Here is a 15,362-nt window from a genome sequence, read left to right on the forward strand (position 1 = left end):
ATTTCATTACTGCATCGACAATAAGACGGCCATTATTTCGTCGAGCACATGGCCGGTGTGGTCGATTGGGTTCCTGAGCCACCATTCGGATGCCGATAGTTGCCGTTCGCTCAGATCTATCGCCGTCACCAATTGATCGACGGCGCTGCTTTTACGGACAGACAATTCCAGAGACGTTGTCTCGCCATCGACAAGTACGCAGAGGTAAGGCGCCTTTCCGATGTGCTGGGACAAGGTGGCCGGATCAAGGCGGGTCAGCCGCACCACGTTCAGGACCGCGCATTCGCGACCTACGCGGGTCAGAGCTTGTGCGGCGGCCAGTGCGACGGGAACGGCCATGCCGGTGGCGACGATCACGACGTCTTCCGGGTGCTGTGTGGCGGCGGTCATGCGATACAGGCCGTCGCTCACGCAGGCCTCTCGCGCGGCCGGGAAATCCAGGAGGCGATGGGGGAGACGCAGGTAGGTGGGGCGTGCGCTGGCTGGTAGCGCGTTCAGCACGCTGGTGAGGTCACCGGTGGTCGCCGGTTGGACGATGTCGACTCCCGGCGCCCGATAGGTTTCCAGGTCCCGTCGTGAGACGTAGGTCGGCCCCCAATGCCCGAGGTAGGAGCCGGTGTTGAAGCCCACTACCAGCATCGGATCCTGGTGCAGGCCGGCCAGCCGAAACTCATCGCTGCAGCACTCCAGATGCACTCCGGGGGATACGTAGATCGGGTATCCGCCGCTCTGGCTGACTCCGCGGGCGAGGTTGAAAGCGCCGATCTCGTTGATACCGGCGCATTGGCTGAGGTCGGTGCGGGTTTCGCCTGGGTCGAGCTGGGGGTCGAAGGGGTAGCTGGTGTCGGAGTTGATGACGTGCACGGTGTGCGGGTTGAGGCGGCAGACGGTCTCGAGCCACTGTTTGAGCACCTGGGAGGCGCGTGTCGTCCGCACCGGGGCAAGCGCGCGCTCGACGATCAGTTCACGCCGGGCGGGGGCCGCAGCCGGGCCGGCGTCGAACTCGCCTCCTGGAGCAGGGGCGGGGTATTGGCTGGCGTGCTGGGCCAACTCCACGCGGAGCACGGCGTGCAGGCGGTCGTCCACGCCATGGTTGTAGCGGCCGATCTGGCCCTCGATCTGGGCCAACCCCTTGCCCTTGACCGTTCGCAGCAGGACCAGGCCCGGCTTCTCGGCCGCCATCGCGTCCCGGACCGCCGCAGCCACCGCGGGGCGGCTATGGCCGTCGACGTCGTGCACCGACCAGCCGTAGTCGGCCCAGATCCTGGCGAGGGGCAGCTGCCCGCCCGCACCGGGAGTCAGCGTCAGGTCGACGTCGGAGACCGGGTAACAACTTTGCAGCCCGTTCACATCGACGAGCACCAGCAGGTCCCGCAGCCGTTTCGCCCCGGCCAGCCGGGCGGCCGCATCGATGTTGCTTTGCAGCTCACCGTCGGAGACAACGACCACGGTCAGACGCCGCAGGCCGGCGCGGCGGTAGTGCATGGCCCGGCCCACGGCGTTCCACAGGCTGATGCCGAGCTTTTCTGGACCGTAGGTGATCTCTGCGGTGCCGGTCTGCGGCAACGGAGGTACCGAGCTCGCGTCGATGCCGATGCCGCGGACCTGCTCCAGGGCGGCATAGACGGCGTTGGCGCTGGTCGCCTTCGGGATGAAGTCGTATCCGATCCCGTCGCGGGTGAGCTCGGGAAAGACGTCACCGAACAGCGCCAGGTAGGCGTCGATGATGGAGAACGCTCCGGTCAAGGGTCCGCGGTTGCATTCCCAGAACGCCAGGATGCGCTGGCGGGCGCGTGCGGCTTGGCCGTCGGCGTCGTTCATCGGCGTAGCTGTGCGATCAGCGGGCCGATGAGCGCATCGAGCGGCTGGGTACCGTCGATGCGCAGGTCCGCGCTTTCGGCTGCTGGCAGCACATGGCGTAGGTAGCCCGCTCGGCCGCGCTCCAGGTAGCCGCGGATGCTCGGTCCGATGTCGGCGCCTTCGGCGAGCTTGCGCATCAATTTTCTGGCCAACCCGACGTCGAAGGGGACGTCCACCCATACCGTGCTGAACGCCTGGGACCGGATTTCGTCAAGGGTGAGCGCGAATATCCCCTCCACGATGACGATCTGCGCTCCGGCCGCTCTGTGCTGATCGATCGCGGCACAGACGGCGGTGACGTCTAGAGTGCGAGGGTCGCTGAAATCAACGCCTGCCCCGGGGGATGCCGCAGGGCGATAGTAGTGATCCATCTGCACTACCGGCGCGTTCAAATCTTCACTGAGGCGCCGGGCGATCTCGGTTTTTCCTGCCCCGGGAATTCCGGAAATCGCAAGCACAGAACGCTCATTCAATGACGGTATGGACATATTGGCTCCGGATGCATTCAGCGCGCTTGTCAATGGCGAGGCGATCGTCTCATCGGTTTCACCCGAGGAGGGGATCGATGCCCCCGCTGTTCTGGCGTGCCGTACACAGGCCGCGGTGAGTTTCGATGGTTTCTTTCAGTAACTCGTCGCTGATGTCCTGGGCGTAATCGCACTGGCCGATGGCGGCTCTGGGCAGCGGCGCCCACAGGGCGTGCCCGCCCCGCTTGGCGCGCATCGCCTGCTGGGCGCGCGTCAGAGTGTCTACCTTGGTGATGACCGGATGGTAGATGGCCAGGTCGAGGCGCTGGCAGAGGTTCAGGATGCGATCACGATCCGATGCGCTGATCCAGCCCATCACCGTGGCCATCGTGGCGCTGAAGGCCATTTCGATGGACACCGCGTGCCCGTGCAACAGCCGGGCTGCTGGTTCGAATCCCGGACTCCAGGTGTGGCCGAAGGCATGCGGCCGGTCCTGGTAGGTCTCGAACATGTTCGGGCCCTCATGGCCCAGGTAGGAACGCAGTGTCCGGTAGATGATCGCTTCATCGGTCGCTGCCGCCGCGCTGGGCGGTGCGCTGGCCAGGCGTGAGGTGACCAGGTCGGGGCCGCGCTCTTCAAGCAGGGTGAACAGTGCTTCGTCGTCGACGATGGCCATCTTCAGCACTTCGGCGAGCCCGTGCCGGAAGGTCTTGGCCGACTGGGTGACGAACAGTGATCGGTCGACCAGGGTGAGGGCCGGCGGGTGGTAGGCGCCGACGGAGTTCTTGAGCCCGTCGGTATTGACGCAGGTTCGCGGGGAGGGACCGGCGTCGATGGCGGCCACCAGGCTCGTGGCGACCATGACGTAGGGAGTCCGGCGGTGCAGCAGCGCGCACGCCAGGCCGGCGGTGTCGCTCAGCACGCCGCCGCCGATGACCAGGACAGGCTCGTTCCTGGTCACCTCGCGGCCGTTCGGGCCGAGGTAATCGACGATGCGCGCCACGGTGCTCAGGGTTTTGTCGGCCTCCAGCGCCCGGCAGACCATGACCAGCAGCTCGATGCCGCATCCGGCGAAGTAGGCGGCGATCGCGTCGCCGTACACGCGGTGAACGTGCTCGTCGACGATGGCCACGCACCGGCCGAACGGGCGATAGACCTCGGCCAGGTCCGGCGAAGCGGGGTCGAACACCCCCGAGACCAGGCGGACCTCGCACTGCAGGTGGAATTCGGCGTGCACGGTGAAGCCTTGGGCGCTCTCGTCGACTCGACCTCCTCCGCGGTAGTAGGGGGAGGTCACGAAGCGCTCGCGGCCGTCGGCCGGCGTAAGCGAAGGGGACGCGTTGTGTACACGAGCAGGAGACACGGCTGGCTCCTCTAGCCGAGGTCGTGGAGGTAGTGCTCCAGGACGGTGGTGATGACGGTGCGCCATTCGCATCCGACGCCCTTGGTCCGGCCGTCTTCGCCGACGCCGAGCATCGCTTGCGGGGTGATCACGTGGTGGTTTCTGGACCTGAGGGTGGCCACGTGGGCCTGGGTCGGTGCGCTGTCCCACAGGGCTTGATTGGCGAACGGAAAGAACCAGATTGGGCCGTGGTAGGCCAGGATGCACGTGGTGAGCAGGGTGTCGGCGATGCCCAGCGCCGATTTGGCCAGGGTGTTCGCCGTGGCCGGGCAGACGATGAACTCTTCGGCGTCCACGGTCAGGTCAACGTGCAGCGGAGCGCTGTGCCAGGCGCTGTCCTCGGTGAACTGACCTGCGGGGAGGTTGATGAATTTCACGGCGCTGGGGGTGCACACCGTGACCACGGACGGGGCGATGAACGTCTGCAGCAGCTTCACCAGCGCGGCGACGTCGTCGGCGGCCGACGAGCCGCACACCCCCAACAGGATGTTCTTACGGGGTGGCCGCGGCGGCGTCATCGCGCGCTCGTTCGCGCCGGAGGCGGGAAACCGGCCTCCAACGAGGTGATCGTTTCCGGCAGGTCGAGGTTGGGCAGGCGCTTGTGGAAGACCGATCGCCACCAGAAATCCCGATGCAGCTGATCCGTATCGAGGATTAGCTCCTCGGCCTGCCCGATCACGTGATAGCACCCAAGGACCTGCTGCCGGTTCGCGACATCACAGGCCGCTATCACCTCCAGGCATCGCTGCAGGGCGGCGCCGTGGGGCAGCTGGCCAAGTACGGCATCAGCCAGAGCCCACTTACGCGCGGCCGGCAATCTCCCGGCCGTGAGGTGGCTGACATCGGCGAGGTATTTGACCATGTCACTCATCAGCAGGCGCCATGAGTGCTCGTCCCGGCGCAGAAATCCCTGGAAGACCGACCGCCAGTAGGTCGAGGCGTATCGACTCACCAACTCCGTCGTCAACGCTGGCAGGAAAGGGGGAAGCACCTTCTCGGTCAGAAAGCGCTGATGAAGAGAGAGGATGTCCTGTCGTTCAAAGAGCACCTGCATGGTCTGGTAGTTCTCCAGGTCATCCAGATAGCCGTGATCATATGATGGCACTGCGTGGACGAAATCCGTAAGCACCTTAAGCGAAATGAACTTGAGATTGAGAATTCCGTCTTCGGTCAGAACGTTGTAGACAGAGAACGGGACCAGGGAATCGTCTCGACCTTCCGATAGGACCTCCATGCGCAGGCCGTGGGGAATCAGCGTATCGAGACAGTAGGCATCTGACAGCGGCGTAGCGGGATCGACGAAAACCCACACATCGACATCCGAGTAGCGGTCATGAGTGTTCATTCTCCATGAGCCGCATAGGCCCAGACCCAGGACATTGTCTCTGCGAGAGAGCGTGTCGAAGACTTCGGTGTTCTTCATGTCACCTCACCTCCTTCGCTGAAGACAAGACCACGGTCCATGGAGCCGGTCTTCACGCACTTGGTATTGAACTGCGAGGGTGCCGACGTATACGCGTCGAGCGTTTACCCCGGATGGGACATCAACGCGTATACGTCGGCGGCATAACCACTAATTCTGCTTCTAGCAGGGCCTGCCCACGGCGGCCGGACCAGCGCCGTTGCTGTCCTGGCTGGCGGGCGTGTCGCTGGCGACCTGCTCCAGGCCGCTAAGCAGCTCCTCGCGAGTCGAAGCGACAGTGCTTCCGTTTCCCATGATTATCCTCCCTTCGTTTTCTTGACTCCCGGAACGTAACAGTCGAATCGGTCGACGTCCAGAGAATCTGCCATTTTCAATAAAATAATCGAAATACAAAAAGAGGGCATGCTAAAGCGGTGGACCGTGTAGTTCTTCGATAAATCGAAGCAATATCACGAGGTCCACTTATGTGTCATCAAGCCATCGTTTTGGCGTTTCAGTTTCGGCGCCGGCGAGCGAAATAAACATGCAAAGGGGAGAACTTTGTCGTATTCATCATCGTTCGCGCACTTCAGTTTCGCCGGTTGGCTTCCTGGTCGTCAAAGTGAGCGCACTGCATACCCGACGGTTGACGTTAAAGCACCACGTGCCGATCGTCGGCAACGAGTGAAAGCGCTCAGCCATCTGACTGGCATTCGCCTTATCGGACGCTCCGGCCTTCCGGGGCGTCCCGCATTTTATGGCGCACGGCCCAGTGCATTGGTGTTGACGATCTCAGCGCAAGCGACCTGCCGTGTCAGCGAGGCCATCATGAGAGAGCTCTCCATTCTTTCGTCGCATATGCATACTCGATTCGCGCTGCCGCGGCCCCGCCCTTGCTCGTGCTCACGCAGGGGTACATCGCGGCCGATGCATGAACCCTCTCCGAGGGACACGCGGTCGGGGCCTGCTGCCCGCGAGCCGGCCGCCAACCGTGTCGCCATCGCTCGTAGAAGTAGGACGTGGCGGCACGAAAAGGTCGATGCTCTCCGTGCCGTCACACGGCTTATGGCGCCATCACCGGCTCGGGGTAGTTCATATCGAGCCATTCGGCGATGCGATATGCGACCTGCGGGTCATCTACCGAGACGCGGTCAGCGGTTTCCTCCGGGTATTCGGCACCCCAGCAGAAGACCCTTCCAGCACGGTCGGCCTGCACGATCAACTTGGCACCGATCGCGAGGTGCAGTTGGCCCTCGGCGCAAGAAATCTCCGAATAGATCCGGTGCTTGCGCAACTCGGCCTGCAGACCTTGCAGAACGGTGATGGCAGGGTGCCACCACGCAGGCGCGTTCAGCCAGTCACCTTCTGGCGTGCCGGGGGACGGGATCACCCCTGAGTCCTTTCTTCCACGTAGGGCGCGGCCCCGGGAATCCTTCCGGTCGGCCTGGCGGCAGGCCGTGGGGGCCGGGAGTTCATCCCAGGGCCGCGGTGTTGGCAGACCTGGTGACCGGCCACCAAGGGTGTGGGCGGCACGGTCACTGCGGGGGCAGGGGTCTACCAACGGGAGATGGCTCAAAGGCCGGACGGAGCACAAGATGGGCTGCGCCCGCCGGCATTACAGGTGTTCGGCGAGCAGATCCGGTGAGCAGTCCAGGGGCGCCAGGAATCTGTCTCGGCTACATAGGGCCGCGATGGTTTATCCGCCGCGGGAATCAGCGGTTATGACCATGAGGCTGAACGTCGCCGAGACCGTAATGCGGCCGGAGGCAGACAACAGCGCATCGGCTTTCAGATCGTGCTCACTCGAGCCGGCTGACGGGGTCACCGGCATACAGGCCCGACCCCGGCCGAGGAAGCGTGTTTCTCATCCAGCAGCGCCGGATCCTCTCGCTGCCCGGCCTCACCTCAGGATTCCGAGGCCCAGAGAGATCGCATCCGGCTGATGAGTTGCTGGGCAAGTCACTCCTGGCGGGCCTGAAGACAACGTGAGGCTCCGGCTCGTGCACGAGAGGCCAGCGTTGCTTCATCCAGTACGGCCAGCCGGGGGAGTCGCGGGGCAGCGTTTTGTGGAGTTGCGCGACGGAGCTCAGATCAGACATCGGATCCCCAATCGGGTGATGTCGCTACGGGACAGACTTTCGGTCGGCCCCATAGCTTGTACTGTCCAACATCGAGTAACCGTCCTCAGTATGGTTCTGACGCAGACACCAGGCAAGGGTTTCCGTACTTTCCGTCACCCGTTAATCGCGTACATAGCCCGACAGGGCCGGAGTCTCGCTCTCTGCGAGGCTCCGGCCCTGTCGTGGTCCGCCTTCTCAGAGGCGGAAAGCTGTGACGATCAGTCGAATTGGTTGTTTTTGATGGCCGTGATGAAGGCCGCCCACGCGGTGGCTTCGAACTCCAGGTGCGGTCCGGAGGGGTCCTTGGAGTCACGGACTCCGATACTGCTGTCGGCGAACCCGACCTCCACACAGTCGGACTGTCCGCCGCTGAGGCTGGACTTGCGCCAGCCGGAGAACTTGGTGTCTGGGGTCGTCATGGTCGTGTCCTATGCAGAGTCGGGCAGCCGCGCGGCCGCCTGGGTGATGAGATCGATGCTTGCCTCGATCGGCAATGCGGCGGCGCGTAGCCGGTCATACATCTCGGTGTGCGGCCTGGTCTGGTCGGGGTGAGTGAGCACCAAGTCGGAAGTGACCGCCTCCACGGCGACCACGGTCGGGTCTCCAGGATCGGGATAGCGGAAAATTGAAAACGAGCAGGCTGGAAAGCTGTAACCCTCGATCTGAGCATCGACGGGCAACATCTGAACCTTGATCTTCTCGGTCCGCGCCAGTTCGATCAGACGCAGTAGCTGGGCGCGTAGCACATGAGGCGGAGCCGAGATCCTGCGCACCACGGCCTCGTCCAGGATGGCCTCATACGTCGGCCCGCCCTGCCGATGCAACATCCGCTGCCGTCCGGCGCGCCCCTTCGTGACGCCATCGATACCGGCGCCCGTCGTGGTGGAGGCCGGGCCCTGGACCCACTCTGATTCGACCCGCACCCGGGTGAACTCCGGCGTCTGGAGCAGGCCCGGTACGAAAGTCTGTTGGTACTGACAGATCGACACCGCGCCGGCCTCCAAGTTGGCGAACAGCGCCTGACGCTCACCCATCGCCTTGGCGGTCGGCTCCCACCAGCCCTTCGCCGCGGCTTCCTGGGCGATTGTCAGGACTTGGGACCACCGCTCCCCTTCGACGCCGAGCGCGTCCAGGATCTTGATGATGTCGTTCTGATCTGGTGCGACATGGGCGTTCTCCAGCCGAGAGATCTGCGGTCGTGACTGCCCGATCTTCGCGGCCAGCTCGGCGTGGGTGAGACCCACTTCCTCCCGGAGGGTCTTCAGCTCTGTAGCCAAGCGCAGACGACGCACGAAGGTAGTGATCATCTAAGTTCTCCCGAGGCCAGGAAGCGATGGGCCGTACGAAGCAGCGGACCCTCGAGAGAAAGCATACTTACGCCAAGCTGCGGAACGTATCCGGATCTGGACGGAGGCCTTCCTCGTGAGAGGAACGGATTTTCGTACCGTCCAGGAGGCGAAGAGGCGCGGGTCGCCCGCGCGAGACGGCTGCCAGCTGCTCGTTGCCATACGCCCTGCTCAGCGCAAGTGCTGAGCAGGGGAGTTCCCTGGGTGGATTTCGGCGCCCGTGTGGCTGTGGAGTGACCGTCATGTGACGGAAGGTTGAGAATGCCTTGCCAGCCAGTTGTTTCAGAACCATACTGAGGATGTTTTCCAAATCTGTACTGTCCAAGTTTATGTGCAGAACGGTTTACCGCTTCGGTTCTGAAAACGTCTCAAGGGTGATGAAATGCCCATCGTGAACGGCGCCATGGTCCAGGGTCTCGACAGGTCGCAACCGACGTTTGATCCCGTCCGATGGCGACAGGTGTTCCCCGGCCATGAACTTCAACTGCGACAGTTGCGTCGCTGGCTGACCTCTCTGCTGCCCAACTGTCCGGCTCGCGATGATCTATTGCTGGTTGCCGTGGAGCTCGGCGCGAACGCGATCAAACACACCCGAACCGGCAATGGCGGCCGCTTCGCCGTTGAAATCACCTGGCACGGCTCAACGGTGCGGATCACGGTCGTCGATGACGGTTCCTCCAGCAAACCGCACCTGGTCGATGACCCGATGGCCGAGCATGGCCGGGGGCTACAGATGGTGCGGCATCTGTCGATGCGCACGGGAACGGCCGGTGATGACCGCGGGCGCCTGATGTGGGCCGACCTACCGTGGGAGAGTCCAAGCAGTGAGCTACCCGCCGCTTTCCCCGCAGCTTTTGAGGAGGCGATCTGCGCCGGTCAAGTGCATCTGCGCCGTAGGTTTCCCAATATCTGCACGTGGTTTGGCCGCCAGACGCTTTGTTGGTGGGCGCTGCCCGCACCGCCTGCTCCGAATGAGTTTCTGACGGCGGTATCGGCTGAAGACTTGGCGGTTCAGCTGGCCGCTCTTCAGGGCCCGCAGAGCGAGAGCCGCTGAATGAGCCGGAAGGACGTACGAAATGGTGCCGACCGAACAAAATGGGCGTTCGGTCGGCTAAAGCGTCAGTTCGATTCCATCGTGGACGGCCTTGTCCGAATGGAGGAGGGTTCCTTAACTGATTGGCACCCGGGCTCAACTACATGACTTCGTAACGGCTCTGACCAGCTCTGGGGCTGAACGATACGAGCATCCAACACGTTCCTTTGGTGTGTTTGTCTTCAGATTATTTCTTCTCAGAATAACCAAACAGCACCCGGACTTGGCCAGGGATGATTTCTTTTCTTTCTTCTTCGGGAATACCCCATCGGCCGGCATCTACGAGCTCACCTTCGGCCAGAGGTAGTGCGCCGAACAGGCTCGCGATCTCCCGGCTATTGCGCGATACGCGCGAAACGTGAGAACCGGAGGACATCTGACTGATTCTCTCGGTAAATTCGGGGCTGGCGTCCTCGTAGGTAAGGTGTGTGATGGCCAGTAGGCTGCCTACAGGCATCGCATCCATCACCTCTGCGACTATTTCGCGAGGGTTAGCACTATCCGGAACAAAGTGAAGTAGCGCAATCATGAGCACAGCAATAGGCTCGTCAAAGTTCAGAATTCTTAGGGTGTCCGGGTGGCTCAAAATGTCTTGAGGCCTGACGACGTCGGCTTTCACAAAAACGGTGTTGGGTTCATCGCTCAGCAAGGCGCTGGCATGGAGCAGAGTCGTGTGGTCGGAATCCACGTAGACGGTGCGGGCATCGGGCAAAGTCTGCTGGGCGATCTGATGCACGTTCTGCGCGGTTGGCAGACCTGAGCCAAGATCGAGAAACTGCCGGATTCCCCTACTCGTGGCAAGATTAACGAAACGGCCCAGGCACTCGCGGTTCTCCTTGGCGATCGTCCTCATCTCTGGCGCGATGGCCAAGATGTAATCACCAACGCTTCTGTCCGCAGCGTAGTTGTTATGCCCCTCTAGAAGGTAGTCGTACAGTCGGGCAGTGGAGAAGATCGAGGGGTCGACTCCCTCTGGTGCAGTCTCATGTTCAACAGTCACGGAGCTTCATCCCTTGATGTCTATTTAGCTGGCGAGGTTGACCATGGCCCGGATGGGCCCGAGGGTGTTGATCACCGGCCATATTACGATGCTGATCGTTATGTGATCACTTTTCGGTAGAGGAAATTTCGCCCGACTTGGCGGGCTGAAGCTCGCACGCCCACTGAGGAGTGGTCGGCGCTCCTCTGTTCAGGCGGGCGCTGCTGGCGGCAGGGAGAAGAAGGTTGCTCGTAAGGTCAACTGTCAAGTCGAGATGGATGCCTTGGAGTGCCTGATTTGCAATTGCAGGACGGCGAGATGTGACCTTTATGTCACAAGCAGCATTAATGTCCGAAATTGAACCAGGGTGAAACGGGCGCACTCCGGCTCCAGCTTCCCGATCGTCAGCAAGGCCTCTCACTCCGGCTCTCCCGATGGCTTACTCGCTACGCGAGCATCACATATCGATCACGGTGGATGTAGGGGTTTGCGGGGATGGTGACGTCTTGGCGACCTCCCCCTACACTCCTAACTCAGACTTGACATGAGCCTTGACTATTTGTCATCTCAATGTTTTCAACTCAGGTGCTCATGACCTCTGGAATCTGACTCATCCCATATGCCCTCCCACCCCTCCTCTTTCGCCAGGACAGGAGTTGTATGGTCCCCACGACCTCCTCGCCCCCGCATGGCTTTCCTTCCGATACTCCCGCGCAACCCGTTGCGGCTCCCCGCTCTAAGTCGCAGCATCCGGTGCGCAGCCGTAGCCCTCGCCGCATCGGGCTGCTGATGACAGTGACGTGCGGTGCGATGGGTGTCGTCATGGGCGACAGCATCGCTGGCACCCTGGCTCTACCTGCTCTGGGATCTTCGACGATGGGGGCGGGCTTACCGCTGGTGGATCTGCAGTGGGTGGTGATCGCCGCCGCAGTGCCCTATGCCGCGCTCCTCGCCGCCGCGGGCCGGCTGGCTGACGCGGTCGGCCGACGGCGGATGCTGCTGATTGGCTTGACGCTGTTCGCGATGGGCGCGATAGGCGCGGTCATCGCGCCTACGTTGCCGGTGCTGTTGGTGGCGCGGCTATTACAAGGAGTAGCCGCTGCGGCGGTCATCCCCGCATCACTGGGATTGCTGCTGGCTGAGATCTCCCCTGAGCGGCGCGCGGCCGCCATCGGCGTCTGGTCGGCTGCCTCCGGGCTGGGAGGAGTCATCTTGCACAGCGGGGGCGGTTGGCTGGCCGAGACGTTCGGCTGGCATGCCCTCTTCGCTCCGTCAGCGATTCTCGGGGTGCTCCTGGTCGCCGTGGCGACCGCCTTGCCGCACCCCTCGGCTGGCCGTGGCCCAATTCCCGACCTGGTCGGCACCGCTTTGTTGCTGGCGGGTATCGCCGCGCTGGTTCTGGCTGTCACCAAGAGTCCGGTATGGGGGTGGCAGTCGGCCACGACACTCACGTTGATCGTCGGGGGAGTGGTGCTCATGGTGGGGGCAGGGTGGCGTTCGAAGCATCACCTGGTGCCTGCGATCGAAATAGCGCTGTGGCGGCAGCCGGCGTTCGCGCTGGCCGGTCTGATCTCGTTCATCTACGGGATGGCGTCGTTTTCGCTGCTGGCTGTGACGCCGGTCGTCCTGCGCGAGGTATGGCAGATGGGGCTGTCTGGCATCGGCCTTGCTACGGCGCCGATATCGGGCGGTGTACTGGTGGCGAGCTTGGTCGCCGGGCGGGTGGTACGTCGCTACGGGTCGCGCCCGGTGATCTACTGCGGCGTGCTGCTGTCCGGAGCCGCAAGTATGTGGCTGATCTCAGGCGTGGCACAGGGGCAATTCTCCCCGACCTTATGGGTGTCGGGCACCGCGGTTCTCGGCCTGGGGTTCGGGGCAATCAGCACCGCAGTATCGGAAGCCACGCTGGGCGCTGGAGCCTATCGCTATGCCTCCGCGGTCGGCGCGAGCATGACCGCTCGCCAGATTGGTGGAGCGGTCGGTGTGGCGGCCGCCGTGGCGATACTGGACCGGCCGTTCTTGCCCGGGCCGTTGCCCGGCTACAGCTCGGTGCTCACCGTACTGATCGCACTCATGGCTACTGCTGGCGTGCTCGCATTATTCATCCGGCCGACCAGGCCGGTCGCCGCTTGTATTCCTAGACCCTCCTCGCCCGGGCTGCAGCGTCGGCCAGCCCTTTCGCCCATCAGCGCGCTGACGATCCCAAGCCCGATGTTCACAGCGTTTTCGCCGTTGTTTGCTCCTTTGATCGAGGGGCCGGATCAGCCACGCACCACGCTCAGGGACATGTACAAGGCCGCCGCAAACGTGGTAGCCGCCGCGGACTGGCTGCTCGCTCAACCAACAAGTCCAGCAGGGCAGCAGGACGCGCCGCGCGGTGCCTCCAGCCGTAGCTGAGGCCATGACTGCTGACTGGAGCAGGACAAGAGCGGGGCAGGAGGCGCGCGAACAAGTACGACAAAAGGTGAGGGACGGCTTCGGGCTCTGGCGGCGAGATCGCCGCTTTATCCTCCTGATGTGTGGTCAATCGGTCACACTTCGGAGCATGGAAGACCTGGCTACCTCTCCGCGCCGGTTCGGGCCCGAGTTCGTCGAGGCGCATCGTCGCCGCTTTGGGCACAAAGCCCCGCAGGAGCGCAGCCTCACCTACGACAATGCCGTGGAGGATGAGTTCTCCTCCCGGCGAGATTGGTTGGATGAGCAGCTGCGGCACCTGCCGCTCAGCCAGGCTGAGGCGATGGCGGGCTGTGTGTGGCAAGACGACCACTACTGGCCGGTTCACTTCGAGCTCGCGGTCGGCGCCGCGCTTCGCCAAGCGGGGCTCGAGATCGTCTATGAGCAGTCCTGGGACGGGCAGACTCCCGACTGGACCGTGTTGTCGGCCACCGGTGAGCCGCTGTGCCTCGTCGAGGTACACACCGCTTCACCCTCACGCGATACCTACGGCAGGATGCGCGCTTGGCACCAGTTGACCCAGCGCATCAAGACCATTCCGGTCGGGGTCGTGCTCCGGTTGGAGTCCATCGGCCAGCCGGTCCAGGCACCTGACCCGCGCATCGCCAAGAAGATCACCCAAGAGCTGAAGGTCGCGCTGAGCAGCCCACTAAGCGGGCCGCGAATCGCCACGAGTTTCGGCTACACCTTCGTCGTTCAAGGCCACCCAATAGCTGGCCTGCTACCCTCCCCGTTCGGTCTGTATGCCTGCTTCGATGCGCCCAGCTCGATGGCTGGACAGGTCAGCGCGGCGCAGATCATCGAGCCCGTCAAGAACAAGATCAGCAAATACCGGCAGCTGGTCAACAAACACGATCTACCGCTTGTCGTGGCTGTGGGCGCGCACCGTTTTACCGGTCTGAGCCTGCGAGAACTCGACGACCTGCTCACTGGCGAGCCGGCTGTCACCCTCCAATTCAACCCCGGTGACACCTACATCGCAGACGCGACTCCGCCACCCCGATGGAACCTGCCAGTGGAGTTGGCCGGGCTGCTGTGGGTGGACAACGAGTTGCCATTCTCCATAACGAGCCGGCCCAACCCGGCTGCGCAGCGGATAATGCCCGCCGTGCTGGCTGAACTGGGCACCTGACCCAGTGGGCCGTTGCGGGCTTGCCCGCATCACCGGACGTGCGCCGGAATCGAGACCTGCCGCCGCTTGCGCTCAACCTTTCAAAGACGTGGCCGAGACGGTTTCGGGCGTGGGCGATGTTGGCCTCACGCGTAGCGGCTGCGGTAGGAGCATCAAGGCAGAAACGGTTCGCCAGCGCGTCCGTCGGCATAGGAGGGTTCACGAATTCCGAGAGGCCCGACGCCGCCGGGGTGAGACGCACCGAGTTGCGCTTGCGCCTTTCCGGCGGTGCGGGTCAGGGATCACCTCAGGGTCACCGCGCGTGGGTGGCCGTGGACCGACTCCATCCCCCGACGTGCCGCATTGCCCCGACGTGCCGCATTCCCCCGGTGTGCCGCATTCCCCCGGTGGTGCGCTGGCCCTGAGCACTGCGAGCGTGTGAATTCGTCATGATCGCATCTGATCACATTATTGTTTCGACGCGCCACAATGTGAGTCATCTGTCGGGATTATCACCAGCAGTCCGGCCACATCGGTCCGGCCGCACACCGAACAGCCAGTCAGGTGCGATGCGGGAGACGGCGCTCATCGGCCGCGCACCGCACCACGTGTCAGCAGGCGATTTCGTCAGGGCAGGGCCAAGCTCGAGAATGTCGTGGCCGCTACGCTGAAGCCGCAGCAAATCGGCCCAGGCGGGAGTGATGGAGCAGTGGCCAAGCGCGATGTGTGGGTGCGTGTCGGAAATGAACTGGTGCGCGGCGACAGCATCGTCGGCATCACTGTGGAGAGCGGGCGCTCGTTCTACCAGTCGTACAAGCTCCTGATGAAGGTCACAGGGCATCGCGACCCGTTGGTTGTCGACTCCGGGTTCAGCTGGGACGGGACGGGCGAGGATGAATGCCACAAGCAGGCGACGGCTCTCGCCGACTCCTTCGTGAACACGCTCGCGCGGGCTGCGGCTTTTCCCACCGGAGCGCTGATCCGACTCGGCTCAGACACCGATAACGAGGGCGGCCGTAGTTCCGGCTGGGACATAACCGTCCTGGGATAACCACGCTCGAGACCGATGACGAGTGCGACCCGATGATCAGTTCGGTATGGACCCGGACCCGTCCCAGCGCTGCGTTG

14 protein-coding genes are annotated in these 15,362 nt (G+C 63.2%); 4 read left to right on the plus strand and 10 right to left on the minus strand.

The genetic code is table 11. The features are described 5' to 3' along the window. Positions 1-6: 6 nt before the first annotated feature. The 9 genes from J2853_RS47415 to J2853_RS47455 form a co-directional block, all read right to left on the minus strand. Complete coding sequence (locus tag J2853_RS47415; RefSeq protein WP_307569483.1) at positions 7-1,821, minus strand: thiamine pyrophosphate-binding protein; 1,815 nt, start codon at positions 1,819-1,821, stop codon at positions 7-9. After that, positions 1,818-2,318: a uridine kinase family protein gene (locus tag J2853_RS47420; RefSeq protein WP_307569485.1), complete on the minus strand. Its 501-nt coding sequence runs from the start codon at positions 2,316-2,318 to the stop codon at positions 1,818-1,820. The genes J2853_RS47415 and J2853_RS47420 overlap by 4 nt, the downstream gene beginning before the upstream one ends. 88 nt (positions 2,319-2,406) lie before the next feature. Next, a complete protein-coding gene (locus J2853_RS47425) occupies positions 2,407-3,690 on the minus strand; it encodes a sedoheptulose 7-phosphate cyclase (RefSeq protein ID WP_307569487.1) in 1,284 nt (427 codons plus the stop codon). Between the two features lie 11 nt (positions 3,691-3,701). Continuing rightward, the gene (locus J2853_RS47430) at positions 3,702-4,247 is read right to left on the minus strand and encodes a flavoprotein (protein ID WP_307569488.1); all 546 of its coding nucleotides are present in this window, start codon (positions 4,245-4,247) and stop codon (positions 3,702-3,704) included. Beyond that, a complete protein-coding gene (locus J2853_RS47435) occupies positions 4,244-5,152 on the minus strand; it encodes a nucleotidyltransferase domain-containing protein (RefSeq protein ID WP_307569490.1) in 909 nt (302 codons plus the stop codon). Before J2853_RS47435 ends, J2853_RS47430 begins: the two co-directional genes overlap by 4 nt. Before the next feature lie 162 nt (positions 5,153-5,314). Continuing rightward, positions 5,315-5,446 carry a hypothetical protein gene (locus J2853_RS47440; RefSeq protein ID WP_307569491.1) on the minus strand — a complete coding sequence of 44 codons (132 nt, stop codon included), beginning with the start codon at positions 5,444-5,446 and terminating at the stop codon, positions 5,315-5,317. 748 nt (positions 5,447-6,194) lie between these two features. Further along, entirely contained in the window at positions 6,195-6,521 is a 327-nt protein-coding gene (locus J2853_RS47445; RefSeq protein WP_307569493.1) for a hypothetical protein, read from the minus strand. Positions 6,522-7,469: 948 nt separating this feature from the next. After that, entirely contained in the window at positions 7,470-7,670 is a 201-nt protein-coding gene (locus J2853_RS47450; RefSeq protein ID WP_307569495.1) for a DUF397 domain-containing protein, read from the minus strand. A gap of 9 nt (positions 7,671-7,679) precedes the next feature. After that, a complete protein-coding gene (locus tag J2853_RS47455; RefSeq protein WP_307569498.1) occupies positions 7,680-8,558 on the minus strand; it encodes a helix-turn-helix domain-containing protein in 879 nt (292 codons plus the stop codon). A 421-nt stretch (positions 8,559-8,979) separates the two neighbouring features. On the opposite strand from J2853_RS47455, the gene J2853_RS47460 reads away from it, so the two are divergent. Further along, the gene (locus J2853_RS47460; protein ID WP_307569500.1) at positions 8,980-9,651 is read left to right on the plus strand and encodes an ATP-binding protein; all 672 of its coding nucleotides are present in this window, start codon (positions 8,980-8,982) and stop codon (positions 9,649-9,651) included. Between the two features lie 226 nt (positions 9,652-9,877). Here the strand turns inward: J2853_RS47460 and J2853_RS47465 are convergent, their stop codons facing one another. Next, entirely contained in the window at positions 9,878-10,690 is an 813-nt protein-coding gene (locus J2853_RS47465; protein ID WP_307569501.1) for an SAM-dependent methyltransferase, read from the minus strand. Positions 10,691-11,491: 801 nt separating this feature from the next. On the opposite strand from J2853_RS47465, the gene J2853_RS47470 reads away from it, so the two are divergent. The 3 genes from J2853_RS47470 to J2853_RS47480 all read left to right on the plus strand — a co-directional run bounded on the left by J2853_RS47470 (position 11,492) and on the right by J2853_RS47480 (position 15,285). Then, positions 11,492-13,066, plus strand: coding sequence for an MFS transporter (locus tag J2853_RS47470; protein ID WP_307569503.1), 1,575 nt, complete (start codon positions 11,492-11,494; stop codon positions 13,064-13,066). 148 nt (positions 13,067-13,214) lie between these two features. Continuing rightward, complete coding sequence (locus J2853_RS47475; RefSeq protein ID WP_307569505.1) at positions 13,215-14,255, plus strand: hypothetical protein; 1,041 nt, start codon at positions 13,215-13,217, stop codon at positions 14,253-14,255. A 688-nt stretch (positions 14,256-14,943) separates the two neighbouring features. Next, a complete protein-coding gene (locus tag J2853_RS47480; protein ID WP_307569506.1) occupies positions 14,944-15,285 on the plus strand; it encodes a hypothetical protein in 342 nt (113 codons plus the stop codon). The last annotated feature ends 77 nt before the right edge of the window (positions 15,286-15,362 follow it).

Origin of the sequence: Streptosporangium lutulentum (assembly GCF_030811455.1) — a bacterium.
Taxonomy (GTDB): domain Bacteria; phylum Actinomycetota; class Actinomycetes; order Streptosporangiales; family Streptosporangiaceae; genus Streptosporangium; species Streptosporangium lutulentum.

What these genes read in the sequence shown, in the direction of transcription:
- J2853_RS47440 (WP_307569491.1), bottom strand. Translation starts at nt 5,446, where the DNA reads ATGGGAAACGGAAGCACTGTCGCTTCGACTCGCGAGGAGCTGCTTAGC.
- J2853_RS47475 (WP_307569505.1), top strand. Translation starts at nt 13,215, where the DNA reads ATGGAAGACCTGGCTACCTCTCCGCGCCGGTTCGGGCCCGAGTTCGTC.
- J2853_RS47415 (WP_307569483.1), bottom strand. Translation starts at nt 1,821, where the DNA reads ATGAACGACGCCGACGGCCAAGCCGCACGCGCCCGCCAGCGCATCCTG.
- J2853_RS47455 (WP_307569498.1), bottom strand. Translation starts at nt 8,558, where the DNA reads ATGATCACTACCTTCGTGCGTCGTCTGCGCTTGGCTACAGAGCTGAAG.
- J2853_RS47450 (WP_307569495.1), bottom strand. Translation starts at nt 7,670, where the DNA reads ATGACGACCCCAGACACCAAGTTCTCCGGCTGGCGCAAGTCCAGCCTC.
- J2853_RS47435 (WP_307569490.1), bottom strand. Translation starts at nt 5,152, where the DNA reads ATGAAGAACACCGAAGTCTTCGACACGCTCTCTCGCAGAGACAATGTC.
- J2853_RS47460 (WP_307569500.1), top strand. Translation starts at nt 8,980, where the DNA reads ATGCCCATCGTGAACGGCGCCATGGTCCAGGGTCTCGACAGGTCGCAA.
- J2853_RS47470 (WP_307569503.1), top strand. Translation starts at nt 11,492, where the DNA reads ATGGGCGACAGCATCGCTGGCACCCTGGCTCTACCTGCTCTGGGATCT.
- J2853_RS47430 (WP_307569488.1), bottom strand. Translation starts at nt 4,247, where the DNA reads ATGACGCCGCCGCGGCCACCCCGTAAGAACATCCTGTTGGGGGTGTGC.